The 24688-nt window shown below is 45.7% G+C and carries 25 protein-coding genes and 5 pseudogenes; 10 read left to right on the forward strand and 20 right to left on the reverse strand.

The window, feature by feature from the left end; translation table 11 throughout:
* Positions 1 to 162: 162 nt before the first annotated feature.
* The 4 genes and pseudogenes from JCM10519_RS10690 to JCM10519_RS10700 form a co-directional block, all read right to left on the reverse strand.
* Positions 163 to 987: a hypothetical protein gene (locus tag JCM10519_RS10690; RefSeq protein WP_054739089.1), complete on the reverse strand. Its 825-nt coding sequence runs from the start codon at positions 985 to 987 to the stop codon at positions 163 to 165.
* Complete coding sequence (locus JCM10519_RS28815) at positions 894 to 1121, reverse strand: hypothetical protein (protein ID WP_347843824.1); 228 nt, start codon at positions 1119 to 1121, stop codon at positions 894 to 896. The genes JCM10519_RS10690 and JCM10519_RS28815 overlap by 94 nt, the downstream gene beginning before the upstream one ends.
* Before the next feature lie 18 nt (positions 1122 to 1139).
* Entirely contained in the window at positions 1140 to 1928 is a 789-nt protein-coding gene (locus JCM10519_RS10695) for a hypothetical protein (protein WP_054739091.1), read from the reverse strand.
* Between the two features lie 155 nt (positions 1929 to 2083).
* A pseudogene (locus JCM10519_RS10700) lies at positions 2084 to 2586 on the reverse strand (manganese catalase family protein).
* A 119-nt stretch (positions 2587 to 2705) separates the two neighbouring features.
* On the opposite strand from JCM10519_RS10700, the gene JCM10519_RS10705 reads away from it, so the two are divergent.
* Positions 2706 to 3206, forward strand: coding sequence for a DUF4163 domain-containing protein (locus JCM10519_RS10705; protein ID WP_347843825.1), 501 nt, complete (start codon positions 2706 to 2708; stop codon positions 3204 to 3206).
* A gap of 38 nt (positions 3207 to 3244) precedes the next feature.
* A complete protein-coding gene (locus JCM10519_RS28820; RefSeq protein WP_347843826.1) occupies positions 3245 to 3367 on the forward strand; it encodes an RsiV family protein in 123 nt (40 codons plus the stop codon).
* A 97-nt stretch (positions 3368 to 3464) separates the two neighbouring features.
* Here the strand turns inward: JCM10519_RS28820 and JCM10519_RS28825 are convergent, their stop codons facing one another.
* Positions 3465 to 3623, reverse strand: a complete 159-nt coding sequence (locus JCM10519_RS28825; RefSeq protein WP_347843827.1) for a hypothetical protein — start codon at positions 3621 to 3623, stop codon at positions 3465 to 3467.
* A gap of 241 nt (positions 3624 to 3864) precedes the next feature.
* Between JCM10519_RS28825 and JCM10519_RS10710 the strand changes: the two genes are divergently transcribed.
* On the forward strand, positions 3865 to 4938 hold the full coding sequence (locus JCM10519_RS10710) for a recombinase family protein (RefSeq protein WP_347843855.1): 1074 nt from the start codon (positions 3865 to 3867) through the stop codon (positions 4936 to 4938).
* Complete coding sequence (locus JCM10519_RS28830; protein ID WP_347843828.1) at positions 4895 to 5173, forward strand: hypothetical protein; 279 nt, start codon at positions 4895 to 4897, stop codon at positions 5171 to 5173. Before JCM10519_RS10710 ends, JCM10519_RS28830 begins: the two co-directional genes overlap by 44 nt.
* A 51-nt stretch (positions 5174 to 5224) precedes the next feature.
* On the opposite strand, the pseudogene JCM10519_RS28835 reads toward JCM10519_RS28830, so the two are convergent.
* The 3 genes and pseudogenes from JCM10519_RS28835 to JCM10519_RS28840 form a co-directional block, all read right to left on the reverse strand.
* A pseudogene (locus JCM10519_RS28835) lies at positions 5225 to 5320 on the reverse strand (manganese catalase family protein); the annotation flags it as partial.
* Complete coding sequence (locus JCM10519_RS10715; RefSeq protein ID WP_054739092.1) at positions 5320 to 5586, reverse strand: spore coat protein CotJB; 267 nt, start codon at positions 5584 to 5586, stop codon at positions 5320 to 5322. The gene JCM10519_RS10715 and the pseudogene JCM10519_RS28835, both read right to left, overlap by 1 nt.
* Complete coding sequence (locus JCM10519_RS28840) at positions 5586 to 5885, reverse strand: spore coat associated protein CotJA (protein WP_347843856.1); 300 nt, start codon at positions 5883 to 5885, stop codon at positions 5586 to 5588. The genes JCM10519_RS10715 and JCM10519_RS28840 overlap by 1 nt, the downstream gene beginning before the upstream one ends.
* Between JCM10519_RS28840 and JCM10519_RS28845 the strand changes: the two genes are divergently transcribed.
* Positions 5767 to 6249 carry a hypothetical protein gene (locus tag JCM10519_RS28845; protein ID WP_347843858.1) on the forward strand — a complete coding sequence of 161 codons (483 nt, stop codon included), beginning with the start codon at positions 5767 to 5769 and terminating at the stop codon, positions 6247 to 6249. The genes JCM10519_RS28840 and JCM10519_RS28845 overlap by 119 nt on opposite strands.
* Positions 6250 to 6463: 214 nt before the next feature.
* Here JCM10519_RS28845 and JCM10519_RS28850 read toward each other — a convergent pair whose 3' ends face one another.
* Both JCM10519_RS28850 and JCM10519_RS28855 read right to left on the reverse strand, forming a co-directional pair.
* Entirely contained in the window at positions 6464 to 7123 is a 660-nt protein-coding gene (locus tag JCM10519_RS28850) for an FAD-dependent oxidoreductase (protein ID WP_347843829.1), read from the reverse strand.
* Positions 7063 to 7797, reverse strand: a complete 735-nt coding sequence (locus JCM10519_RS28855; protein WP_347843830.1) for an FAD-binding oxidoreductase — start codon at positions 7795 to 7797, stop codon at positions 7063 to 7065. Before JCM10519_RS28855 ends, JCM10519_RS28850 begins: the two co-directional genes overlap by 61 nt.
* A 250-nt stretch (positions 7798 to 8047) precedes the next feature.
* Between JCM10519_RS28855 and JCM10519_RS28860 the strand changes: the two genes are divergently transcribed.
* The 4 genes from JCM10519_RS28860 (at position 8048) to JCM10519_RS28870 (ending at position 10308) form a co-directional block, all read left to right on the forward strand.
* Positions 8048 to 8851, forward strand: coding sequence for a diguanylate cyclase (locus JCM10519_RS28860; RefSeq protein ID WP_347843831.1), 804 nt, complete (start codon positions 8048 to 8050; stop codon positions 8849 to 8851).
* Between the two features lie 4 nt (positions 8852 to 8855).
* A complete protein-coding gene (locus tag JCM10519_RS28865; protein ID WP_347843832.1) occupies positions 8856 to 9314 on the forward strand; it encodes an EAL domain-containing protein in 459 nt (152 codons plus the stop codon).
* Between the two features lie 80 nt (positions 9315 to 9394).
* Entirely contained in the window at positions 9395 to 10036 is a 642-nt protein-coding gene (locus tag JCM10519_RS10740; RefSeq protein WP_347843833.1) for an AraC family ligand binding domain-containing protein, read from the forward strand.
* 11 nt (positions 10037 to 10047) lie between these two features.
* On the forward strand, positions 10048 to 10308 hold the full coding sequence (locus tag JCM10519_RS28870) for a helix-turn-helix transcriptional regulator (RefSeq protein ID WP_347843834.1): 261 nt from the start codon (positions 10048 to 10050) through the stop codon (positions 10306 to 10308).
* Here the strand turns inward: JCM10519_RS28870 and JCM10519_RS10745 are convergent.
* The 10 genes and pseudogenes from JCM10519_RS10745 to ileS all read right to left on the reverse strand — a co-directional run bounded on the left by JCM10519_RS10745 (position 10298) and on the right by ileS (position 22055).
* Complete coding sequence (locus JCM10519_RS10745) at positions 10298 to 10918, reverse strand: carbohydrate ABC transporter permease (protein ID WP_347843835.1); 621 nt, start codon at positions 10916 to 10918, stop codon at positions 10298 to 10300. The genes JCM10519_RS28870 and JCM10519_RS10745 overlap by 11 nt on opposite strands.
* Positions 10919 to 11227: 309 nt before the next feature.
* Positions 11228 to 11581 (reverse strand): sugar ABC transporter permease, encoded by a 354-nt coding sequence (locus JCM10519_RS28875; RefSeq protein ID WP_347843836.1) that lies wholly within the window; start codon positions 11579 to 11581, stop codon positions 11228 to 11230.
* Complete coding sequence (locus JCM10519_RS28880; protein WP_347843837.1) at positions 11568 to 11876, reverse strand: hypothetical protein; 309 nt, start codon at positions 11874 to 11876, stop codon at positions 11568 to 11570. Before JCM10519_RS28880 ends, JCM10519_RS28875 begins: the two co-directional genes overlap by 14 nt.
* A 309-nt stretch (positions 11877 to 12185) precedes the next feature.
* A complete protein-coding gene (locus tag JCM10519_RS10755; protein WP_347843838.1) occupies positions 12186 to 13577 on the reverse strand; it encodes an ABC transporter substrate-binding protein in 1392 nt (463 codons plus the stop codon).
* A gap of 418 nt (positions 13578 to 13995) precedes the next feature.
* Positions 13996 to 14441, reverse strand: a pseudogene (locus tag JCM10519_RS10760) (CBS domain-containing protein).
* Between the two features lie 203 nt (positions 14442 to 14644).
* Positions 14645 to 15241, reverse strand: a complete 597-nt coding sequence (locus tag JCM10519_RS10765) for a M23 family metallopeptidase (protein WP_347843839.1) — start codon at positions 15239 to 15241, stop codon at positions 14645 to 14647.
* On the reverse strand, positions 15238 to 15399 hold the full coding sequence (locus tag JCM10519_RS28885) for a hypothetical protein (protein ID WP_347843840.1): 162 nt from the start codon (positions 15397 to 15399) through the stop codon (positions 15238 to 15240). Before JCM10519_RS28885 ends, JCM10519_RS10765 begins: the two co-directional genes overlap by 4 nt.
* Before the next feature lie 40 nt (positions 15400 to 15439).
* Positions 15440 to 16360, reverse strand: a complete 921-nt coding sequence (locus JCM10519_RS10770; protein WP_054739130.1) for a SpoIID/LytB domain-containing protein — start codon at positions 16358 to 16360, stop codon at positions 15440 to 15442.
* 96 nt (positions 16361 to 16456) lie between these two features.
* Positions 16457 to 18919, reverse strand: coding sequence for a glycogen/starch/alpha-glucan family phosphorylase (locus JCM10519_RS10775; protein WP_054739098.1), 2463 nt, complete (start codon positions 18917 to 18919; stop codon positions 16457 to 16459).
* 21 nt (positions 18920 to 18940) lie between these two features.
* Positions 18941 to 22055 (reverse strand): annotated as a pseudogene (ileS, locus tag JCM10519_RS10780) (isoleucine--tRNA ligase).
* Between the two features lie 1116 nt (positions 22056 to 23171).
* Here ileS and JCM10519_RS10790 point away from each other — a divergent pair.
* Positions 23172 to 24631: pseudogene (locus JCM10519_RS10790) on the forward strand (nicotinate phosphoribosyltransferase).
* Positions 24632 to 24688 lie beyond the last annotated feature (57 nt).

Below are 24688 nucleotides of genomic sequence, written 5' to 3' on the forward strand. Positions count from 1 at the left end.
CCCTGCTATGTAATTCCTGCTGGAAATATCCGTTTTCCCCATTTACTTCCAATACTACCTGTCCAGTCACGTTTTTAAAATCCAATCCGGAATATTCCAGCATGTCCATGAGATAATATGGCTGGTGATCCGGCTTTAAGGGAAGGGTCAGGGGGTTGTCATTTAAAAAGAACGTGATCTTTCCCTTGCTTTCACCGGTCTCTTTTGCTTCCCCATTCCCTGCCCGGGAATCTGTGCTGTTGGAGCCGCATTAAGAAAGCTTAAATTGGCTTCCTCCTGCCTCTCCACTCCGGCATTCTTTTCCGGTTCTTCCTTTGTTTCAGCTGCTGTGCTTTCTATTATAATGCTGTCACCGGATTTCAGAGGCACATCCTCCTTCACCTCTTCGCCGTTTACCAGTACTCTGTTCCCTTCTGAAAGCTCTGCCACATCGGAAAGCATAGCAGAAGCGTTCTTTCCACGGCTGGCGGGCACAAATACGATCCAGTCCTCTGTATTTACCGGATCAGAAAGCTGTGTTTCTTCTCCATTGAGTTTTAATACAGACGGCTCTGCTTTCTCTCCATAAAAAACCGTTCTCTTTCCATTGACACTTACCACCAGGTTCTGGCCGGAATGGCCGATCATATCCTGATAATTGTAGCCGTTCATCATCAGAACATCCATTACGGTAAAACTGCCGCTCCGGAAGACCTTTGCCGGCCTGTCATTTAAAGTAATGCGGAAGCTGTCATTGACAATGCTAAAGCCTGCGGATATGACGATTCCAAGAGGAGTGGCAAATTCCGGATTCTCAAGGTCATACTCGTCTGAATAGGCATTGATTTTAAAATTGTTGCCGGCAATGGCGACCCGTTTCGGGTCAATTTTTAAATGCTCTACGATCCCTTCCTTTAAACCGGAAAGCCTGCTTCCTCCCCCTGCCAGAAAGACTGCGACGGCACCCCGCCGTTTACCTCCAGGATTTTTGCTGATATCTCCTCGCAAAGCCTGGAAGATGCTTCCTTGATGCACTCAAAGATGGATTCCCGTGTGATGATTTGTTCAAATCCCAGAATATCCGTAAAATGAAGCTCCTCCCTTTCGTCAATCTCTGATTTGATTTTTTTCTGCGGTATCAAAATCCACCAGATACTCCTTCATAATGGTCTCTGTGATCTCATCTCCGGCAAGAATTGCATGGTATAGCCGGTCACGCAGCCATCCCTGCAGACCGCAATATCAGAGGTTCCTGCTCCGATGTCCACCATTGCCAGGTTTAACAGACGGATATTCTGAGGAATCGCTGCATTGATCGCTGCAATAGGCTCTAAGGTAAGGCTTGACACCTCCAGATCGATTTTGTGCATGGCCGCATAAAGGCTTTCCACTACCTCTGTGGGAAGAAAGGTCGCAATGATGTCAGCTTTTAAGACCCGTCCATGATGGTCGATCAGATTGGATATCATGTAGTTGTCCAGGTAATAGCGGCTTACCGTATATCCGACCAGATAAAACTGCCGGTCTGATTCCCTGCCTTCTCTATTCATAAATAATTTTTCTGCTTCACTGATTGCACCTGCCTCTAAGCGGCTGACAGATTCCGCATCGATCTTCTGAGGCCTGGGAAGCTCCATCTCATAGGTCACGCTTTCGGTCCGCAGCGCTCTTCCGGCAGCAGCTACACTGACCTTATCAAGCCTGCACCCCAGCTTTTTCTCCAGCCTGTCCTTGACCTGGCCTGCGATCTTTGCCACCTGGTCGATATCCTCGATCTGGCCGTCAATCATCGCCCGTTTCGTGTGCTCGGCTCTCTCTATGGCAACGATATGAATTCTGTCCCCATCAGGCATGCCCACCATGCCGATGATGCTCCGGGTTCCAATATCCAGAGCAAAAACAGCCTGATCCGGAAGTGTGTCTGTCAAAATACTATGTCTGTTATCCATAAATAATGCCCCATTCTCTTGTATATTTGTCTATTATTCTACTAGTATAAACAGCCTCCGTCAATCGAATAAAGGAAATTTTTGCGGAAAAACCACGTAAACTGCCGCAGAAAAACAGGCCGCAGCTTAAGGATTTACGCTGCGGCCTGTTTTCATTAGCACTGATTTCTAATATCAAAGCTTGGATTGAATGCGTAGAAATTCCTGCTGTCTAAATTATCCTGGGTGATTCTTAAAGCTTCCCCAAACCTCTGGAAATGAACGATTTCCCGTTCTCTTAAATAACGAATCGGATCACAGATTTCAGGATCTGTTACAACACGAAGAATGTTGTCGTAAGTACTCCTTGCCTTCTGCTCTGCGGCCATATCTTCCACAAGGTCAGTAATAGGATCTCCCTTTGACTGGAATTGGTTGGCATTAAACGGGATTCCGCCTGCAGACTGCGGCCAAATTCCTGTGGTGTGGTCAATGTAGTAAGGGCCAAAGCCTGATTCCACCACCTGCTCCGGCGTTAAGTTTCTTGTCAGCTGGTGAACAATGGTCGCTACGATCTCCAGATGTGCTAATTCTTCCGTTCCAATATCCGTCAAAAGTCCTTTACATTCCTTATAAGGCATGGCATAGCGCTGGGAAAGATAACGCATGGAGCGCCCATTTCTCCATCAGGTCCACCTTAAGTCAGAAACAGATAACCAGATTCCATACCTTTCCTTAAGCTCATAATTAAACCCATTTACCCATATATTATAGAAACCTTCCTTTTATGAGGCTCCCATGCAGACAATCTCTAAAAAAACGCTGACAGATATTATGCGCCACAACGGGGTCACCGTTTTTACCTATACAATCCATTATCCCCATTTTACCACCACATGCAGCTCCACCTCTGCCCAGAGCATCAATAAGTTTTATGAATTCCAGTCCAGACAGACTGAGAACTACTGCCGCACCGTGCTTTACCCCCAGGCCGTTGATCAGGCAATGTTCGTACAAAAAAATCAGTTTCCCTTTAACAGTCATGAATTTTTATCAGTCTATCAGATCACATACAATAATGACTGCACCACCAGCCTCTTTACCGATCAGTATTCTTATCTGGGAGGAGCCCATGGAACCACAACCCGGGACTCCCAAACATGGGACTTTTGCACCGGAAAACAGCTGGGGCTCATTGATTTCTTCCCTGGCAATCCTCAATTTACGGATTATATTTTTAAAGGTATCCAACAGCAGATAGAAGAAGAGATGAAAACATCTCCTTCCCAATTTTTTTGATGACTATGCGGCGCTCCTGCGGGGCAATTTTAACATCAATGGATTTTTTTGCCAAACCATTGGGAATTGTCATCTACTATCAGCAGTACGATATTGCTCCCTATGTAAGAGGAATCCCGGAATTTTTCTTTCCTTTTCAGGACTGCAATCCAAATGCCTGACCTTGATCTGTATCCTGGCCGGCCCAGGTTCCGGCCAGGTTGTCCCCCCCCATCTTGCCGGCTCCCTCCATATTTGGCCTGTCCTCTCCCTCCGTTATCAGCCTGAAGAGGTTATTCTTCTAAATCCCATGGATTCCATCATCTTATCCTGGATCATCAATGCAATTTCCCTGCGTTTTTCCTCTGGCAGAGAATCCATAAGAACATTTTTCCCGTCAATTTCCACGTAATTTTCGATCCTTGGTTTTTTGTTCATATTTCCATCTCCTCCCTGGTAAAATGTATGTGACACGGATTGTACTTGTTTCCTGATGTTTTCCAGGTACAGCCGGAAAGAGGGGATGGATTTTGAAAAAATGATACACCGGAAATCGGGGCCGCTTACATTCGCGTCAGCACCAATGACCAGACGGAGCTTTCTCCCGATGCGCAGCTGAGGGAAATAAAAAAAAGCAGCAAAAGCAGATGGGATCTTAATCCCGGAAAAATTTATTTTCATTGAAGAAAAAGGGGTCAGCGGACGCCGTGCCGATAACCGGAAAGAATTCCAGAAAATGATTTCCATTGCCAAATCACAGCCTTCTCCCTTTCAGTATCTCTATCTCTGGAAGTTTTCCCGCTTTGCAAGAAACCAGGAAGAGAGCATGTTTTATAAAGGCGTTCTCCGGAAAAAGTGCGGCGTGACCATTAAAAGCGTATCCGAACCCATTATGGAAGGCATGTTCGGCCGTCTCATTGAAAGCATCATCGAATGGTTTGATGAATACTATTCCATCAACTTATCCGGGGAAGTCACCAGGGGCATGACGGAAAAAGCTTTAAGGGAAGGCTATCAGGCCTCCCCCTGCCTGGGGTACCGTGCGGTGGGGGAAGGAAAGCCTTTTCTCATTTATGATGAAGAATATAAGATCGTGGAATATATCCACCAGTCCTATCATGATGGCATGGATCTGTCTGCCATCGCAAGGAGTGCCAATGAACTGGGATTTTTGACCAAAAGAGGAAACAGATTTGACCGCCGGGCGGTTGAACGCATTTTAAGAAACAAGTTTTATGACGGGATCGTCACCTGGAAAGATATCTCCTTTCATGGACAGCATGAGACCAGAGAAACGGTGACATCGGTTTTTAAAGAGAACCAGATGCGGCTGCAAAGGGAATACAGGCCCGGGAAACGCCGGGAAGTGTCCGATTGCAAGCATTGGGCTTCCGGCCTCTTAAAATGCGGGTACTGTGGGGCAAGTCTTGTGTTCAACAAAGCTCCTGATACGAACCGCCATCCCAGCTATTTCCAGTGCTGGCGTTATGCCAAGGGATTTCATAAGGAATCCTGCAGCATTACCGCAAAAAAAATGGAGGGGCTTATTATAGAATCTCTACGCAATGCTCTTTCCTCCGAAGATATGAAATACAATTATGTAAGAGAACCTGTTTCCGTAACATCTGATGAAAAGAAGAATATACAGGCAGCCATCTTAAGGATCACTCATAAAAAACAGCGGATAAAAGACGCTTATGAAAATGGAATTGATACGCTGGAAGAATACAAAGCTGGAAAAAAAGCGCCTTGAAAAGGAGCAGGAAGAGCTTGAGAACCGTTTAACTGATTTAAACAGCTGCCCTGGCCGTGACAAGACCGCTGATAAGATCCAGCTGGCATCCCGGATTCAAAATGCCTGTGACATCATCTCCGATCCAGGTGTGAGTAATGAAATAAAAGGAAATGCCCTAAGAAGTGTTGTAAAAAAAATTGTTTATGATAAACAGGAAGGAAAGCTGAAATTCTTCTATTATATCTCCTTATGACCTTGTAAAAGGACCATGCTGCAGGCTTCCTGATTATACGGCACTGCAGTATGGTCCTCCATACTGGCTCATAATAAAACTGGCAATCTTGGGATTGGGAGTCGTAATATTTACCGGATATTGTAATCTCTTTTCATACCTCCACATTAGCCGCACACTCCTTCCCATGGCCATGGATCATTGATCCAGGTCCAGTAATTCTCATCCATGACTCCATCAACCATCAGGGGGCCGCACTGCTCTTCATAAGCCTGCATTGCCTGCTGCCGCAGATCAGCCACATAGAAGTAATAGTTTAATGCCTCCTGATCGTCCGGATGAGTGTCAAGATACAAAACCACATCATCCATTGCAAAGCTGGCTTCATATACCTGCCTTAACAGCATATCACAATCAACATTATAACCCATCATCACTGGCACCCCCCCATAATAAATGGTTTACTCAGATCCGGGAAGATGGTTCCCATGCTCAGGGCCGTATCCATCGGATAAACCTGCTGCCAGCACTGCCATGGAACATATGCCATTCCAACTGGAAACTGATCGATATTTTCGGCTGGACAAGGAGCTGGAGCCGGCATACCGGGGCACTTGACCGGAGCGGTACATGTCGGCATTTCCGGACACTTTATAAAAGCGGGGCTTGTTGCCATATTCGGACATTTCATGGGCATTGCCTCCTTTACTTTTTCCCTGCATTTTTCCGGCATTGGGCAGGCCGGCATTTCCCTGCATTTTTCCGGCATGCATTTTTCTGGCATCGTGCGGGCTGGCATCTCTCTGCATTTTTCCGGCATTGGGCAGGCTGGCATCTCTCTGCATTTTGCTGGCATGCATTTTCCGGCATCGGGCGAGCTGGCATCACCATGCTTTTTTCCGGCATGCACCTTTCCGGCATCGGGCGGGCTGGCATCTCCCCGCTTTTTTCGGGCATTGGACATAACAGCACTGGCTGGCAATTCATGGGCATGGGTGCTGCCTTGGTTTCAGATTCACCTCTTGTGTCTGAACACCTTGGTCTTTTTGGCGGCATCCACGGGCAGGGACCTGCGGCCATATCCTGTTGCTTCATAAGTATGGGTTCTGCACCGGGTTCTGCGGATTTTGCAGGACCTGAGCCAAGGGGCATATCAGGGCGGATTACCGTACCAGGGCTTGCAGACATATCAAGCCCCATGGCATATTCCCAGCCGGCCGAGCCGGTGCCGGTCATATAACCGGGACACCATTGCTTCGTATAAGAATCCATAGGATGTATGACTCCTTTCGCTATTGAAAGTTTCTAATATCAATCTATGAAAGGAATACTCTCTTGTGCAGGGCCTGCTGAAATTTTTCCATTAATTTCAAAGGAAGATCCGTGGCAAGGGCATTCCCAGCGCTTATCATACCGGTTCCATACCAGGCGGCAGCCCATATGGGGGCAGTTTACGGCTCCCTTCATGGTTCCTGCCGAAAGTCCCTTTACCGATTGCATGCCATGGGAAATCAGGGTACCGGCGGCAGCCTTCAAATGATGCCTTCTGGGGGAAAACACTTCATCATAGGGTGTTCTCCTTCCTGTTATCTGGGTACTTAATATTTTGGCTGCCACCATGGAGGAACTCATACCCCATTTTCCAAAGCCTGTAGCAACGTACCAGTCCGGCCTCAGGGACGAAAACGGACCAATATAGGGAATTCCATCTAAAGTCATGCAATCCTGGGCCGTCCATCTTCCAATTTCTTCTGTCCCCGGAAACAGATGCTCTCCTGCACGTTTCATGGTAGAAAAGGGATTATCCTTTGGCGCTTTTCCTGTCCTGTGGCTTCCATATCCCAAGAGAAGCTTATCGCCGGCATTCCGGAAGGAATATGCCCTTTCGTCAATTCCAAGATACATTCCTTTTAAAGAATTGACCGGCTCAAGCTCCAGGACATAGCTTTTTTTCCTGATACATTTTTGCAAAATAAAATCCCGGCACATTGACAAAGATAATGAGAAGCAAATACCACTTTTTCTGCCTTTACCACCCCTTTGTCCGTCACGACTTCATGTCCCTGAACCTTAAGGACCTTTGTCCGCTCAAAAACCGTAAGGCCTGCAGATATATCTCTTAGAAATTCCAGAGGATGAAACTGAGCCTGTCCGGTAAAACGAACTGCTCCATGCACAGAAAAAGGAAGCCCGGTCTCCCTGACAAAGGAAGCCGGAAGCCCAAGCCTGGCAGCCCGCTCAGCCTCTCTTAAAAGGACTTCCGACTCCTGAACCGAATACAGGTATGCATCCGTCTGTTCATAATGGCATTGTATGGAATAGCGTCTGATGAGTTTTCCATACTCATCTACTGCCAGCTGGTTTGCCTTTCCATACAGCCTTGCCGTTTCCTCTCCCATGGTGCGTGCCAGCTTTTCGTAGATCAGATTATGCTGGGATGTGATCTTTGCCGTTGTAAATCCCGTCTGTCCGCTTCCTATGCGGTCTGCTTCCAGCACCACCACATGAAGCCCATGTCTTTGCAGATAAAAGGCAGTGAGTATTCCTGCCATTCCGGCTCCTATCACCGCTACTTCTGTCCGTTTGTTCCCTGTCAAAGAATTACGACCGGGAATTCTGGCTGATTCTGTCCAGATTGATTTCATTCTTTCCACCTCTTGCCTTTACGTCTGAAATACCAAAAATATTCATCTTACCTTTATTATTCTCCCTATTTCCAGATTAATGCCTTTTTTTCCCTTTTCCAATTATTTCTTGATTTCACCCTGCTTTTATAATACAATAAAATTTAACAACCGATAAAAGGAGGGGGAATCCATATGAATTGGTTTTGCAAAAAAAACGCCTCTGCCCCAGCAGGCAGAGACAGAAGACCAGGCTATAGAACATACTTCTTTGGAGGGCAAGCCGGAACGGGACGCCTGTTTAAAACATTTAAGCCAGGTAATGGGCTCCGCAGAACGGGGCACTGTGCTAAAGCTTCACATTGAGAATTTCAAACAGCTGAACCAGGTATTTGGTTATGAATACTGTGAAAACCTTCTGGACCAGATCCTTACCTATTTAAAAGAAGTGACAGGAAAAAGCGTCTATCATTATATTGGCGTGGAATATATTATCATACTGGACCGATACACCCAGGGACAGGCTTTGGAGCTTGCGGAAGAAATTGCCGGAAAGTTTGACCACGTATGGAAGGTCAGCGGAACCGACTGCTTATGTTCCGTACAGATGGGCATCTGCTCCTATCCCGGACATGCCTCTTCACCGGACCAGATGCTTAAATGCCTGGACTTAGCTGTTTTAAAAGCGGAGGAAGGCGGTCCCAACCAGGCAGTTGTCTTTGACAGCACCTTGCAGAAGCAGCTGCAGCGGCGCCAGGCCATTGCCCTTTATTTAAGGACAGCCCTGGAAAAGGAAGAGGTGGAAGTCCGTTACCGCCCTACCCTTAATATTGATACAGGCATTTTTACCCGGGCCGAGCTTTATATGCGCATCTTTATTAAAGGCCTGGGACTGATCGGAGCCAGCGAATTTCTTCCTGTTGCAGAGGATTCCGGGCAGATCCGGGCCATTGAATACTATGCCCTGGAAAAGGCGGCCCAGTGCATCCTGGGGCTCCTTGAAGCTGGATGCGAATTTGAATCCATTGCCCTTCCCATTTCCCCCGTTCTTTTTTTTACAGGAAGATTTCCTTGACGAAGTGAAGCGCATTATGGATGCCTATCACATACCAGAGGGAAAACTTGCTCTGGAAATCCAGGAAAGTGCCCTGATCATGGCTTATTTAAACATCAACGTGACCCTCCAGCAATTACAGGAAATGGGCGTAGAGATCATCCTTAACGAATTCGGTTCCGGCCACTCCGGAATCTCATCCATTCTGGAGCTTCCAGTGGATACCTTAAAGCTTGAGCGCCTGTTCGTTTGGCAGCTTGAGACCAATAAAAGGTCCCGGTCCGTCATTGAAGGGCTGGTCCGGATGGCAAGAGATCTTCATATGACCATCATTGCCGAAGGCGTGGAAACGGAAAACCAGGTCCAGATCCTGACAGAAGCCTGCTGCAATTACCAACAGGGATTTTATTATTCTCCTACTCTGGAAAAAGACACTCTGTTAAAAATCCTCGGCACATCCTTAACAGATTCCCAGCAGTCTTAGCAGAGGAAAAGGAAAAAAATGAGCCGTTAAAGCCTGTTTACCGGGAACCATGTCATTTATTATGGAAGGAGGATCCCCATATGGCAAAATCCGCATACTACCAACGACCCGACGACCGCTCCTTCCAGGGCAGAAAAGTGGAGGGCCTGTTAGAAAACGTAGAATATTCCCTTAATTCCAATATCCGCATCTGGCATAACATTCAAACGGAAGGCTACGCACCTCACCAGCACAGCGCATTGGAAATTCTCATACCTGTGGAACAGGAATATACCGTTATCATCAACAAAAAGTCCTTCACTTTACAACCGGGCGACATTCTCTTTATCCCCCGGTTTTCCATCCACGAGATACTTCCAGCTGCCAGCGGTTCCCGCTTCATTTACATGTTCAATATGGAACCACTGTCCAGTTTCTATGATTCCTCCTTTTTAGATGTGGTCCTGTTAGAACCTTGTCTTATGAACAAGCAAAACCATAGCCGGATTTATGAACGGATTTATTCCGGTTTCATGGAGATCAACGACATCTATTTTCCAAGCGCTATCTTTTGGGAATATTCTATTTATGCGATTTTAATCAACATCCTGACCACAATCGGCGGAGAGTACTATCATGCCCTCTCCGCCAATTCACAAACCTCTCAGGAAAAACATTATGAGTATTACCAGAAGTTCACAGGCCTTTTATCCTACATTGACACCCATTATGGGAGAACCTGACCTTAGAGAAAATGGCCGCCCACATAGGCTTTTCCAAATTCCATTTTTCACGCCTGTTCAAAGAACACACCAACTCTACTTTTTATGACTATTTAAGCCGTAAACGCATTCAGGCGGCTCAGGAAATGTTGTTAGCAGGTGAATCCATTACCTCAATCGCCTTCCAGACCGGTTTCAACAATCCGGCTTCCTTTAGCCGGTGCTTTAAGAAGTATACAAAATACAATCCCACCGAGTTTCGCAGCCAATTTTCCCTTTCGCCTATCCCTTAACGCCGCCCAGAGCAACACCGGCGATAATGTAGCGGGAAAGAAGCAAATAAACCACAATCAAGGGCAGCACCGTTAAAGCCAGCCCCATGTAAACAGAGCCATACTCTGTCTTATAAATATCCCCCCGAAGCAGGCTCACCATAATAGGCATGGTATATTTCTTCTGATCCGTCAAAAGCACCAGGGGAGTAAACAAGTTGTTCCAGCTGGACACAAAGCAGAAAATGGCCTGTGTTGCAATGGCCGGTTTCATAATCGGCATAGCAATCTGGTTAAAAATGAAGAACTCTCCGCCCCCGTCAATGCGGGCAGCCTGAATGATTTCCATTGACAAAGCCGGCATCATATACTGCCTCATAAAGAACACCATGGAAGGTGAGGCAATGGCCGGTAATATAAGCATAAGGAAATTGTTAGTCATATGTATCCGGTAAACCATCTGGTAAAATCCGATCATGGTTATCTGTGCCGGAATCATCATAATCGCCATAATAAAACTGAAAAATGGTCTGCGGAACCTCCAGTTGTACACCACCAGCCCGTATGCGGTCATGTTGGAAAAATACACCGCACAAAGGGTCGCCCCTATGGAAATGATAAGGGAATTCAAAAAAACCATTGGCAGGATTAAAGCTTTTCCCCAGTAAAATGGCCAGATTCTTCATCATATAAGTAGAGGGAAGAAGGGAGATCGCATGCTGCTGTATCTGTGTCGTAGACGGGTGGCGTTGATCACCATTATATAAAACGGGGCAATGCTTAAAACTGCAAGAAAAACAGATACCACGTAAATAATGATTTTAAGTATCAGTGAGCTGCGCCTTTTATTCATGTGATTTCCTCCGTTCCTTCTGCATTTTCCTATATTCCCGTTCCTGTTGTCTGGCCATCTTCTCCAGCTGTGCTTCGTCTTTATCTCTCATTGCAAAAACAGAATTGCAGATGCAGCGCAAATAATCACAAACATGATCATACTGGCGGCGGAAGCCCGGTTGTATAAGTAACTGCCGCTAAATGCCTGATTGTAGATAAATACGCTGGTGGTCAAGGTGGAATTGTCCGGTCCGCCAAGTAAAAACAGCTTCGGAATATCGAACATCTGTAAGCCGCCGATCAAACTGGTTACCAATGTGAACAGCAAGATGGTCTTTAAGTTAGGGAGTGTGATATGGAAAAAGGTCTGAATCCGGTTTGCCCCGTCCACCTCTGCGGATTCAAAGATTTCAGGCTGATTCCCAGTACGCCGGAAATCAGGATAATCATGGTGTAGCATACCACATCCAGAACTGGATAAATGATACGCTTCCCCTTGCCACGGTTTTGTTGACCTGAAAATTGATTGGCTGATCCGTAATCCCTAACGTCATCAAAAGATCATTGACCGGTCCCATGGGATAGCCGATAAGGGCGTTGAACAGAATGGCGATGGTGGCTGCGGTAATAATGTTTGGCATATAAAACAATATTTTAAACAGCCCTTTTCCTTTGATGTGGTTCCGGTTATCCGTAAACCACGCCGTTAAAAGCAGGGCCAGACCAATCTGAGGGATAAAGTTGCATATCCACATTCCCAAAGTGTTCCGAAATGACTTCTGGAACGAGGGATTTGTCAAAATATTCCTAAAATTTAAAAAAAGGGTCGTCCGCCAGAAAATGAAACTTTACCATACCCAATCCCTTGCAATCCGTGAACCCAATAACAGCCGTAAAAATAATCGGATATAAAGAAAAAAATCAGAAAAGCAAGGGTAAAGGGCAGGCAAAATATGTATCCCCATTTCGCATATCCAGAATGCTTTCGTTTCATATCAGTTCCTCCATTCAACGCAGCCTGGCGGACAGGAAGAAACACACCCCTTCCTGTCCGCCAGGATTATTTATTCAACAGTAATATCCAGATTATCTGCTACCTGCTGTTTGAAATCCTTAATCGCCTGTTCCCTGCTCTTATTCCCTGCGGTGTATTCCCGCACCTGATCTCTCCAATACATATTAATGGTTTCATCATACTGTGTCAGGTTCGTACCCTTTGCGTACTGGTTTGCCGGAACAAATACATCAAACATATTCTGTCCGTTTAAGAAGTCGATAGAGCCGTCAGATTTTGCCATAACCGTACCGGAAGCCACGGCATCCTTTGTTCCCGCATCATTCATGGTGCCGTTTGCCCACATATACTGCAAACCGTTTTCGGAAGAATCCAGGGTGATCCACTGGATAATGTCACCAACAGCCTTTTTAACCTCAGAGTCCTTATTTGCCAACACCCATGTGCCGCCCCAGAAAAAGCCGATCGGAGATTCGCATACCGCCCAGTCCCCAAAGGTGCCTTCGCCGATCTTTTCGCCGCCGGAATTAGGAGCCATAACATAGTTGATCAGCCATGCCGGACCAAAGAAGCCTAAAACCGGCTTTGTGCCCTGGCCCTTCATATCCGCAAACCAGGCGTCCTGCCAGTCCCTGGTATCATTGTGAAGTCCATCATCCATCAGTTCCTTAGACAGGTCCAAAAATTCTTCCCGCTTGGGGTCAATGGTCAGCTTCCCATCCACGATCCAGCCGGTATCTGAGCTGTTTTCCACTGCGTGCCATAAGTCTCCGTCTCCGGATATGATACCGTAGCCTTTGGCCTTCAGATCCTTGGCAGCATTGAAAAATAAATCCCAGCTATTGGTTCCGGCTCCCAGCTTAGCGCCGATTTCCTTGGGATCATCGGTTCCCCAGGTATCCTTTGCAATGGAACGGCGGTAGATAAATGCGCCGCCTGTGGCCTGGTATCCTAAGGCAACCAGTTTGTTATCAGGATTGGTTCCAATGTCCATGGTGTATTTGGCAATGTCCGCTTCCTTTACCTTTGCAGCCACGTCAATTCCCAGATCCTCATAGGGTGCTGCATATTGTCTGGCATCTCCCTGCGTGTATTTAAGGACAAATGCGGCCTCCGCGCAATATAAGTCCGGTGCATCGTTCCCGCCTGCCGCCAGTGCCTGATCCAGTGCCGGCTGGTAAGCACCATCCGTTGTGGCAATAATTGTAGGGTTGATTTCGTAGTCAAAGTCCGGATGCAATTCCTTGTATTTTTCGATCATTTTGGGGACTTCATCGGTAAATGACCAGACATTGATCACTTTTTTGCCAGCAGGTTCCGACGTCTCTGCCTTTTCCGCAGATTCGCTCTTTGCTGCTGTTTCAGTGGATTCGTTCTTTACTCCCGTTTCCGCGGATCCGCTCTTTGCTCCACTGCACCCCGATAATACCCCCGCCAGCACACATGCACCTGCCAGCAATATAAACCGTTTTTTTCATGTTTATTCCTCCTCCTTATCATAATCAGCAAAATACTTTCTGTATTGATTTGTAAATTCAGTGTATCATACAAGATGTCTTTCTGCTTTACAAATCTTGCTTTATGATGTACAGAAATTGCTTTGTGATATAACTTATTGTTTTAGTTTATGGAGGTATTTTTTTATACAATATATTTTTTTGTGTATTTATATTTATTAAACTCTATTTTTATAAATTTCTATATTTATTTTGTCCTCAAAACTCTTGTTTTTCATATTTTTATATAGCAAGAAATGCGCTGAGTTTCCACAGGTTTTAAAAATCTGGTATGAGTAAGCCGTTTTTTTAAAACAAAAAAGCACTTCCTGCCAATCATATGGCGGAAAATGCTTTTTTAGTTTATTGAATGATTGCAGCCCGGCAGTTGGCTGTCGGCTGCTGCACCTCCAGGGATTTGTTGTAGAAATAACGGATGACATCTTTGCGGGTAATGATTCCGATAAAATTTTTCTGGTCATCCACAACCGGTACAAAATTTTGGTTTAATGCCTTATCAATCAGATCTTCCATATTGGAATCCGCGTACACCGGACGGTTATCCGACCTTCTGTCAAGGGCAGCTACCGTTACCTGTTCCGCTTCTTTTAAGCTGAGATTGAATTTGTTCTTGATTCCCCAAAGCATATCCCTTCGGTGATTGTCCCTACATATTTACCCCGTCTGTTTATAACGGGTACTGCGGAGTATTTGTGATACTCCATCTTCTCAAGCGCCTGACGCAGAGTTTCATCCTCAAAAATATAAGCCACCTCATTCTTAGGTGTTAAAAAAAACAGTATGTTCATAGCCACACTCCCCGTTGATTCTTTGCAGGTACCAAACCAAGGTCAAGTGAACCTGACTTTAGCGGCTGCCTACAGGGCCAAATACTCCACAGTAACTGTGGGGTATTTGACTGATCGGTTATAGTATAGCAGATGACTCTTAATCACATATGAACATTTTATTATTTTTTTATAACTTTTTCCTGAGATTTCCTATTTCTGGATTACTGCATATGATCCAACGGATCAATGGCCTTATCATCATGAGTTAATTCAAAGTATACGTTGGCGCCTTCCACGGAATAATACTTGGTAGGCTCCTGTACGTAGCCTAAGACCTGCCCTTCTTTGATATATTCATTTTCTACAACCTGTAATTCTTTTAACTGGCCGCAGATGGCAGTATAATTGTTGCCTAAGTTTAAGACAACATAGCTTCCAATTTCTTCATTGGAGCCGACTTCCTGCACCTTTGCATTGGCAGGGGCTACAACCGGAGTGCTTACATCTCCCTGGATCACAAGCCCTGGATTGCATTTATACTGATCCAGAGTTGGAAAATAAATCGTGTTATCCATGCTGTAGTCTAAAATCACATTTCCGCGGATTGGCCAGGTCATTCTGGTAGCATCACCAAAATTAAGTACCAGAGACTTTGCCGCATTTTTGTCTGTTCCGGCTTTTACTGCCGGTGCTTGTGTTTCCTGTTCTGCAGTAGCTTTATTGGAATCAGCCACCTGCATTTCCTCTTCCGCTGTTGCATTGGAGTCTCCTGCAACTGCCACTTGTGTTTCCTGGGGGACTGATTCTTCAACAATCATATTGCTCTGATCCGGCACTTGCAGATAAGGCTTTCTCCTCCACCATTTCCTCTTTGAACGGTAATGACTCCTGCTGCAGCTACTATAGTCAGCAGGCCTAGAACCAACAGGACAAGGAATACTTTATCCTTGAACAATTGACTTATTTTTTCCTTCACGTTTATCACCTCGATAATATTCTTACCAAGAGTGAAAGAGTTATTCAGAAATTAAAACAATATTTTTATAAAAATAGGGAAGAATTTGTTCTGCCGTCCACCCTTCTTCTGCTTTGCACCTGGCACCATACTGGCTCATGCCATATCCGTGCCCGATTCCCTGGCAGACCACCCGGATTCCGCCTTCATATTCTTCAAAACTATAGGCCGAGGTAGGAAGTCCCAGGACACGCTGGATTTCCTCTCCAGTATAAACTCTGGTGCCAATCTGGATCTGCCCCACATATCCTTCCTCATCCCGGAAAACGATCTGAATGCTTCCCGGAATCTGATCTGCCTTTACCGGCACGTCGCCGGAGATCTGATTGATTTTTTCCGCGAAATCTTCTTTTTTATATGTAATCATAGTGAGAAAACCTTCGGCTTCCACATCCTTAGGGCTTGCAGCTTCCTGCAAATATGGATGATTTTCATCTCCTGCCCTGGTCTTTCCGGTGCTGGCCCGGTGAAACAGGGGATCGATCAGTTTTCCGTCATACATCATTACTGTTTTTGCAGTAGACCGGACCGCATTCTCCACTGCCTGGTAGCTGGCTACAAAGGATTCGCTCCCCCACAGCTTTTCCATCTGCTGTTCTTCCAGATATTCCATGTGAAGCTCCGATTCCTTCACTTCATTCTGACCGTTCATTTTTCCATAGATGTATGTCCGGGCAATGATCGCCTGGGATCTGAGAGCCTCTCTGCCGTAATCAGCCGGCATCTGCTTTGCCACCACACCGGGAAGATATTCTTCTACATCCATATAGGATTCTCCGTTTTTCCTGTCCAGAATGATCTTCTTTCCGCTGGTGATAATGGGGATCTCCTTCTTCTCCTCAATCTTCCCCGTCCATGCCAGAGTGATTATATATGGAAACAACAGCGCAAAGATACACGCCATAACCATTTTTTTTATCATACCCAATCGCCGTCCTTTCTGCTTCCATGACCGGAACCCTTGTTCAATATATGCAAAAAAACGCCCCGGAATCACTTCCGGGACGTTTTTGCAATCTTATACTTCTTCCAGCTCCACCTTTACCTTCTCTAAATGCCAGATGTCCTTTACATATTCTTCAATGGTCCGGTCTGAGGTAAACTTGCCGCTGCATGCCACATTTAAGATAGCAGCCTTGGCCCACCAGCCTTCATTCCGGTAGGCCTGATCGATTCGGCGCTGGGCCTCTGCATAGGATGGGAAATCCTTTAAAATAAAGTACGTATCCGCACGGTCACTGCTCTGGGTATTTAATAAGGAGTTATAAATATCGCGGAACAATTCCGGGTTCTGGGGAGAATAGTAGCCGTTGATCAGCTGCATCAGCACTCTGCGGATCTCATAGTTGTTGTTGAAAATCTCCATGGGATTGTATCCGCCCTCATTTTCGTAACGGATCACCTCATCAGAGGACATGCCAAAGATAAATGCATTCTCCGCTCCCACTTCCTCTACGATTTCCACATTGGCTCCATCCATGGTTCCAAGGGTCAGGGCGCCGTTTAACATGAATTTCATATTTCCGGTACCAGAGGCCTCCTTGCTTGCCGTGGATATCTGCTCGCTCACATCTGCCGCAGCAAAGATGATTTCCGCATTGGATACCTTATAATCCTCAATGAAGACCACCTTAAGCTTGCCACCGATGCTTCTGTCGTTGTTAATGACATCGGCCACCGCATTGATCAGCTTAATGGTCAACTTTGCACGCTTATAGCCTGCCGCCGCCTTTGCACCGAACAAAAAGGTTCTGGGAACCATATCAAGGTTTGGGTTATCCTTTAGCTGATTGTACAAATACATGACGTGTAGGATGTTCATAAGCTGCCTCTTATATTCATGGAGGCGTTTTACCTGCACATCAAACATGGATCTGGGATCCACATCAATGCCGTTATGTTCTTTTATATATTTTGCCAGGCGCACCTTGTTCTGGTATTTGATGTCCATAAATTCCTGCTGACACCTGGGATCTTCGGCATAAATTGCCAGACGGTGTATGTGAGGCAGATCGGTGATCCAGTCGTTTCCGATCTTTTTTGTGACCCATTCGGACAAAAGAGGATTTCCATGAAGAAGGAACCTCCTCTGAGTGATGCCGTTGGTCTTGTTATTGAATTTTTCCGGCATCATCTGGTAGAAGTCTTTCAGCTCCTGATTCTTTAAAATCTCTGTATGGAGCCTGGCAACACCGTTTACTGAGAAGCCTCCCACAATGGCCAGATTAGCCATGCGGACCTGACCGTCATAAACGATGGACATTTTCCGAAGCTTTTCCTGGTTGCCGGGATAGGTCTCCATAATCTTTTGCTGAAATCTTCGGTTGATTTCTTCCACGATCTGATAGATTCTTGGAAGCAGCCTGGAAAACAGCTCAATCGGCCATTTTTCCAGGGCTTCCGACATAATGGTATGGTTTGTATAGGCGCAGGTCTTTGTGGTGATCTCCCATGCTTCATCCCAGCTTAAGCTGTAATCATCAAGCAGGATTCTCATAAGCTCCGGAACTGCCACAGTGGGATGGGTATCATTTAACTGGAAAATCGTCTTCTCGAAAAACTTATGTATGTCTTTATGCTTTTCCATGTATTTCTTAACCGCTCTCTGTACACTGGCGGAAATGAAGAAATACTGCTGTTTCAGGCGGAGTTCCTTACCTGCATAATGATTGTCGTTGGGATAAAGGACCTCGACGATGGTTTTAGCCAGGTTTTCCTGTTCCACGGCCTTCTGGTAGTCGCCCCTGTCAAAGGAGTCCAGGCTGAAGGTGTTAATGGCCTGGGCATCCCAGATCCTTAAGGTATTGACCACATTGTTTCCGTATCCCACAATGGGCATATCATAGGGAACAGCCAGGACAGACTGGTATCCCTCCTGGACAAAGCGTTCCCTGCCGTTTTCCCGTATGGTATTTACATAACCGCCGAATTTAACCTCAGTGGCATATTCCGCGCGGCGAAGCTCAAATGGATAACCGTTCTTCAGCCAGTCATCAGGTACTTCTACCTGATATCCGCCTTCTATTTTCTGTTTGAACATGCCGTAGCGGTATCGGATGCCGCAGCCATAGGCAGGATAGCCAAGGGTTGCCAGGGAATCCAGGAAGCAGGCCGCAAGACGGCCAAGCCCCCCGTTTCCAAGAGCAGGGTCCGGCTCCTGGTCCTCGATCGTGTTTAAGTCAAAGCCCAGTTCTTCAAGAACTTCCTTTACCTCCGGCTGGGCCATAATGCTTATGATGTTATTGCCCAGAGCGCGGCCCATCAGGAATTCCATTGACAGATAATACAGGGTCTTTACATCCTGCTCTTCGTACTCCTTATGGGTTGCGATCCATTCGTCTATGATAACATCCTTTACCGCATAGGCAACTGCCTGGTACATCTGCTCCGGAGTAGCCTCATCAACTGTCTTACGAAACACATTCTTCATATTAAACAGAACACTTTTCTTAAAGATCTCCTTATCAAATCCCATACTCATTCTACAAGGCCTCCTAACCGTTTACTGAAACTTCTCCACACCAAGAGTTACATTTTCACCGTTAATGTTCCATTCTTTTATATAACCAGCCAGTGTTTCAAGGCTGATATTTTCTGCAAGTACCTCGCTCTTTACTTCTTCTTCATGGCTCTTTAAGATACCGGCTATTTTTTTCATTGCCCTTGCTGTATACCAGGATGTGATCCGTCACTTCAAAACCGGCTTCCTTACGCATGGTCTGGATCTTGCTGATCAGCTCGCGCACAAATCCCTCCGCCAAAAGCTCTGGCGTTAAATTAGTGTCCAGGACAACCGTGATGGTGTTGTCACCCTCGGATACGTAACCCTCTGTCTGAGCAGTATCAATAAGAAGGTCTTCCTTGGTAAGCACAACCTCTGTTCCGTCAAACGTAAAGGTGAGGGCGCCTGCTTCATTCAAGGTGTCCATGGCCTCATTGCCATTGACTTCTAAAAGGGCCTTTTTGATGGCTCCCAGCTGCTTGCCGTATTTGGGTCCAACGGTTTTTAACTGGGGTTTAAAGCTGTAGGATGTGAAATCCCTTACATCATCAGTAAATACCACCTTTTTTTACGTTCAGCTCCTCTTCAATGATTTCCTGATAGAATACAGGAAGGACATGAGGTGCTTTCACGAACATCTGGCCAATAGGCTGGCGGTTCTTTAAATTGGCTGTATTTCTGGCAGACCGGCCCATGACTACGATTTTTAATACTTCATCCATGTCAGTTTCCAGCTGCTTATCGATATAGGCTTTATTGGCCACAGGATAATCGCACAAATGGATGCTCTCCGGTGCAGTCTTATCCACGCTGCAGACCATGTTCTGATAAATCTCTTCGGTCATGAACGGGATGAGGGGAGCCGCTGTCTTGCTTACAGTAACAAGAGCTGTATAAAGAGTCATATAAGCGTTGATCTTATCCTGCTCCATTCCCTTTGCCCAGAAGCGCTCTCTGCTCCGGCGTACATACCAGTTGCTCATATCGTCAACAAAATCCTGAAGTGCTCTTGCAGCTTCCGGAATCTGATAGCCGGAAAGGAAAGCATCTACATCCCCCACCAAAGTGTTAAGCTTGGAGAGAAGCCATTTATCCATAACAGGAAGCTTATCGTATTCCAGACTGTATTTTGTGGGGTCAAATTCATCAATATTCGCATAAAGCACAAAGAATGCATAGGTATTCCAAAGAGTACCCATAAATTTGCGCTGTCCTTCCATAACCGCTTTCCCATGGAAACGGTTAGGCAGCCATGGAGCGCTGTTCACATAAAAATACCAGCGGATTGCATCTGCCCCGTAGGTTTCCAGAGCATCAAAGGGGTCTACCGCATTTCCCTTGGACTTGCTCATCTTCTGGCCGTTCTCATCCTGGACATGTCCCAGAACGATTACATTTTTATATGGCGCCTTGTTGAAAATCAGAGTGGAGATGGCAAGGAGTGAGTAGAACCAGCCTCTTGTCTGATCCACGGCCTCGGAAATAAAGTCAGCCGGGAACTGTTTCTCAAACAGCTCTTTGTTTTCAAAAGGATAGTGATGCTGTGCAAAGGGCATGGAACCGGAATCAAACCAGCAGTCAATTACTTCCGGCACTCTCTTCATCTGTTTTCCGCACTTTGGACAGGTGATGGTCACTTCGTCGATGTAAGGGCGGTGAAGCTCAATGTCCTCAGGACAATCAGGGGACATTGCCTTTAATTCTTCAATGCTTCCGATGGAATGCTGATGTCCGCACTCACATTCCCAAACATTAAGAGGAGTACCCCAATAACGGTTTCTGCTGATTCCCCAGTCCTGAACATTTTCCAGCCAGTCGCCGAAACGTCCTTTTCCGATGTTTTCCGGAATCCAGTTGATCGTATTGTTGTTGCGGATTAAGTCTTCCTTTACATCCGTCATCTTAATGAACCAGGATTCTCTTGCATAATAGATCAACGGGGTATCGCATCTCCAGCAGTGTGGATAGCTGTGCTCGAATACAGGCGCGGAGAATAAAAGTCCTCTCTCTTCCAGGTCCTTTAATATCATTGGATCCGCTTTCTTACAGAAGGTGCCTGCCCATTTGGTTTCCTCTGTCATCTCACCGGCTGCATTGACCAGCTGCACAAAGGGAAGATCGTATTTTCTGCCCACCTTGGAGTCATCCTCACCAAAGGCCGGAGCGATATGAACCACACCGGTACCGTCTGTCAGAGTGACATAAGTATCACAGGTTACATAAAATGCTTTTTTATTTGGTTTTACAAAATCAAATAACGGCTCGTATTCCTTATATTCCAGATCTTTTCCGGTGTACCTTTCTAATACCGTGTACTCCTCTTCCAGGACCTTTTCACACAGGGCCTCTGCCATATAATAGGTATAGTTTCCTGTCCGGACCTTTACATAGGTCTCATTCGGATTCACGCATAAGCCTACGTTGGATGGAAGGGTCCACGGGGTTGTGGTCCACGCCAGAATATAGGCATCTTCTCCCTTTACCTTAAAGCGGACAATGGCAGAGCGTTCCTTTACATCCTTATATCCCTGGGCTACCTCATGGCTGGATAAGGGAGTCCCGCACCGCGGACAGTAGGGGACGATCTTAAAGCCCTTGTACAAAAGGCCCTTTTCCCAGATCTGCTTTAACGCCCACCATTCGGATTCAATAAAATTATTCTCATACGTTACATAAGGATCATCCATATCGGCCCAAAAGCCTACGGTCTTGGAGAAGTCCTCCCACATGCCCTTATATTTCCAAACGCTTTCCTTGCAATACTTGATAAATGCTCCAGGCCGTATTCCTCGATCTGTTCCTTGCCGTCAAGGCCCAGCATCTTTTCCACTTCCAGCTCAACCGGAAGTCCGTGGGTATCCCATCCAGCCTTACGGGGAACGTCATACCCTTTCATGGTCCGGTATCTTGGAATCATATCCTTAATAACTCTGGTCAATACATGACCGATGTGAGGTTTCCCATTGGCAGTGGGAGGACCGTCATAGAAGGTATATGTCTCCCCTTCCTTACGGTTTTCCATGCTCTTCTCAAAAATCTCATGGCCTTCCCAGAACTTTTCTACCTCTTTTTCTCGTGCTACAAAATTCAAGTCTGTAGGAACTTTCTTGTACATCTTTTGCGACCTCCATTTCTCCATATATAAAAAAAGCCCCCATCCCGTAATCAGGACGAAAGCCTCACTATATCTCCGTTGTACCACCTATTACCGCATACCAGCATATGCTTTCCCTTAACGCAGAAAATACGTCCTGACCTACTGCCAATGCTTTCAGCCGGAAACTCCGGAGTGATATTCGAACCCACGCTACTTTCGCCAGGCTTCCACCCTCCCCGGCTCTCTTTGGATTTCCCATGGTTCTACTGTCTCCATCAAAGTTTTTCTTCCTATTATGATGTGGTTATACTAATATTACTGTATTTTTTTAATTATAGGGATTAAAAAAAAGAAATGTCAAGGCTATTTTGATTTTCCGCCTGTGACGAGAATATACAAAGGAGAACGGGTACCGATTCACTTTCATGAAATTCGATACCCGTTCTACATGCTTTCATCCATTGGTTCCTAAATACCTCTCACGTTTTGTTTTTTTGCATTGCGTTCTCTGAATGCTCTATATGAATTTTTCCCCGTACCTTTCGCTTAAAACCATCTACAATCAAATTTCTCTGCATCGCTATTTTCATTCTTCTATATTGTTATCCAGCTACCGAATAAAAATTCAATCGGGACGAATCAAAATTATCCATGGGATGAATATTTCTCTGCAGTAATAACGAATTATAGGCATATAAGAGATTGGTAGATTTTCATTTCGGCTTCAGCCACGGTTTTCTGCTAAGGTTTAACGGTTTGGCCTTTTGCCTGAACAAGCCTTTTGCTCAATCAGGCGAAACTTATGTTTTCGGCGGAATCAACCCCCTTTTCTTTGTCATTATCCGAAACAAATTGAAAAATCGGATTTGAAATTATTTTCTTTTGTTCATGGCTTTATTATATACTATCTCTTTATATTTTGCAAGACTTTTTTTAATAAAAACAGCAAATTAATTATTAATATTCAAATTGTATCCGTTTATTTAGATTATTTAATCATTTGTGAATATTTATTTGATATTCGTGCCGCAAATTACATTGTTATTTTTTTTGTCAATTCCATTGTTTTTTTGTAAACTTATGGTATAATGTGCGAAAAGGTTTAGTAAATGGAAAAAAAGAAGGAGAACAGCTATGAGCCAGCGCAATTTAACTTTATTAACAGACCTTTATGAATTGACCATGATGCAGGGGTATTTTAAAGAGAAGGATGCCAACGAGACCGTTATATTCGATGTCTTCTACCGCAGTAATCCGGGAGGTAACGGGTACGCGATCTGCGCAGGCTTGGAACAGGTCATCGAATATGTGAATGAGCTCCATTTCAGCAAAGAGGATGTGGATTATTTAAGATCCACCGGCTTGTTCGAAGAAGATTTTCTGGAATATCTCCACCATTTTAAATTTTCCGGCGACATCTACGCCATTCCTGAGGGCACGGTCGTATTCCCTCGCGAACCCTTAGTAAAAGTCATTGCCCCCATTATGGAGGCCCAGCTCATCGAAACCGCTTTGCTTAACATCATCAACCACCAGAGCCTGATCGCTACAAAAGCAGCCCGTGTCGTATTCGCTGCCGCCGGAGACGGGGTTATGGAATTCGGACTGCGCCGCGCCCAGGGACCGGATGCCGGTATTTACGGCGCCAGGGCTGCCATGATCGCAGGCTGCATCGGCACCTCCAATGTGCTGGCAGGAAAAATGTTTAAAGTTCCGGTAAGAGGAACCCATGCCCACAGCTGGATCATGAGCTTCCCCGATGAACTGACCGCATTCCGCAACTATGCAAAGCTTTATCCCACCGCATGCATTCTTCTGGTTGACACCTATGATACGTTAAAATCCGGTGTGCCCAATGCCATCAAGGTATTTAAGGAGATGCGGGAGGCCGGAATTACGCTTACCACTTATGGAATCCGTTTAGACAGCGGAGACCTGGCATACCTTTCCAAAAAAAGCCAAGAAGATGCTTGATGAAGCCGGATTTACAGACGCAGTGATCTCCGCCTCCAATGATCTTGACGAAACTTTGATCAACAGCTTAAAGATACAGGGAGCTACGATTAACTCCTGGGGTGTTGGAACCAATTTGATCACCTCCAAGGACAGCCCTTCCTTTGGCGGTGTTTACAAGCTGGCAGCGATTTTGGATAAAAAGACCGGTCAGTTTATTCCAAAGATCAAGCTTTCTGAAAATGCGGAAAAGATTACCAACCCGGGAACAAGATCATCAAGCGCATTTACAGCCGGGAAACCGGCAAAATCATTGCCGACCTGATCTGCCTGGAAGGGGAAGTCTTTAAAGAAAACCATTCCCTGCTCCTCTTTGACCCCATTGAAACATGGAAGAAAACTCACCTGGCACCCAACAGCTATACCATGAGAGATCTTCTGGTCCAGATATTCAAAGACGGGAAATGCATTTATAAGGCCCCTGCCGTTATGGACATCCAGTCCTACTGTAAAAAAGAACTTGATACCCTTTGGATGAATCCCGCCGTCTGGTAAATCCTCACGAGGTTCACGTTGACTTATCCAATGAGCTATGGCACATGAAGAACCAGCTTTTGGAAAGCTATCATTTCAGAGAGTGATTTATTCCGGCCTTTCCATTGTTCACACTCTGGTCATAATCTTTTTACAGCCTGGTC

It is taken from the genome of Clostridium sp. NkU-1 (assembly GCA_001312405.1).

Bases quoted from the DNA above. Each gene is read 5' to 3' on its own strand.
- JCM10519_RS10695 (WP_054739091.1), bottom strand. From the start codon at position 1,928: ATGGATAACAGACATAGTATTTTGACAGACACACTTCCGGATCAGGCT.
- JCM10519_RS10705 (WP_347843825.1), top strand. From the start codon at position 2,706: ATGCAGACAATCTCTAAAAAAACGCTGACAGATATTATGCGCCACAAC.
- JCM10519_RS28820 (WP_347843826.1), top strand. From the start codon at position 3,245: ATGGATTTTTTTGCCAAACCATTGGGAATTGTCATCTACTATCAGCAG.
- JCM10519_RS28825 (WP_347843827.1), bottom strand. From the start codon at position 3,623: ATGAACAAAAAACCAAGGATCGAAAATTACGTGGAAATTGACGGGAAA.
- JCM10519_RS10715 (WP_054739092.1), bottom strand. From the start codon at position 5,586: ATGATGGGTTATAATGTTGATTGTGATATGCTGTTAAGGCAGGTATAT.
- JCM10519_RS28840 (WP_347843856.1), bottom strand. From the start codon at position 5,885: ATGCCGGAAAAATGCAGGGAAAAAGTAAAGGAGGCAATGCCCATGAAA.
- JCM10519_RS28855 (WP_347843830.1), bottom strand. From the start codon at position 7,797: ATGAAATCAATCTGGACAGAATCAGCCAGAATTCCCGGTCGTAATTCT.
- JCM10519_RS10740 (WP_347843833.1), top strand. From the start codon at position 9,395: ATGGCAAAATCCGCATACTACCAACGACCCGACGACCGCTCCTTCCAG.
- JCM10519_RS28870 (WP_347843834.1), top strand. From the start codon at position 10,048: ATGGCCGCCCACATAGGCTTTTCCAAATTCCATTTTTCACGCCTGTTC.
- JCM10519_RS28875 (WP_347843836.1), bottom strand. From the start codon at position 11,581: ATGCTACACCATGATTATCCTGATTTCCGGCGTACTGGGAATCAGCCT.
- JCM10519_RS28880 (WP_347843837.1), bottom strand. From the start codon at position 11,876: ATGTGGATATGCAACTTTATCCCTCAGATTGGTCTGGCCCTGCTTTTA.
- JCM10519_RS10765 (WP_347843839.1), bottom strand. From the start codon at position 15,241: ATGATTGTTGAAGAATCAGTCCCCCAGGAAACACAAGTGGCAGTTGCA.
- JCM10519_RS10770 (WP_054739130.1), bottom strand. From the start codon at position 16,360: ATGATAAAAAAAATGGTTATGGCGTGTATCTTTGCGCTGTTGTTTCCA.
- JCM10519_RS10775 (WP_054739098.1), bottom strand. From the start codon at position 18,919: ATGAGTATGGGATTTGATAAGGAGATCTTTAAGAAAAGTGTTCTGTTT.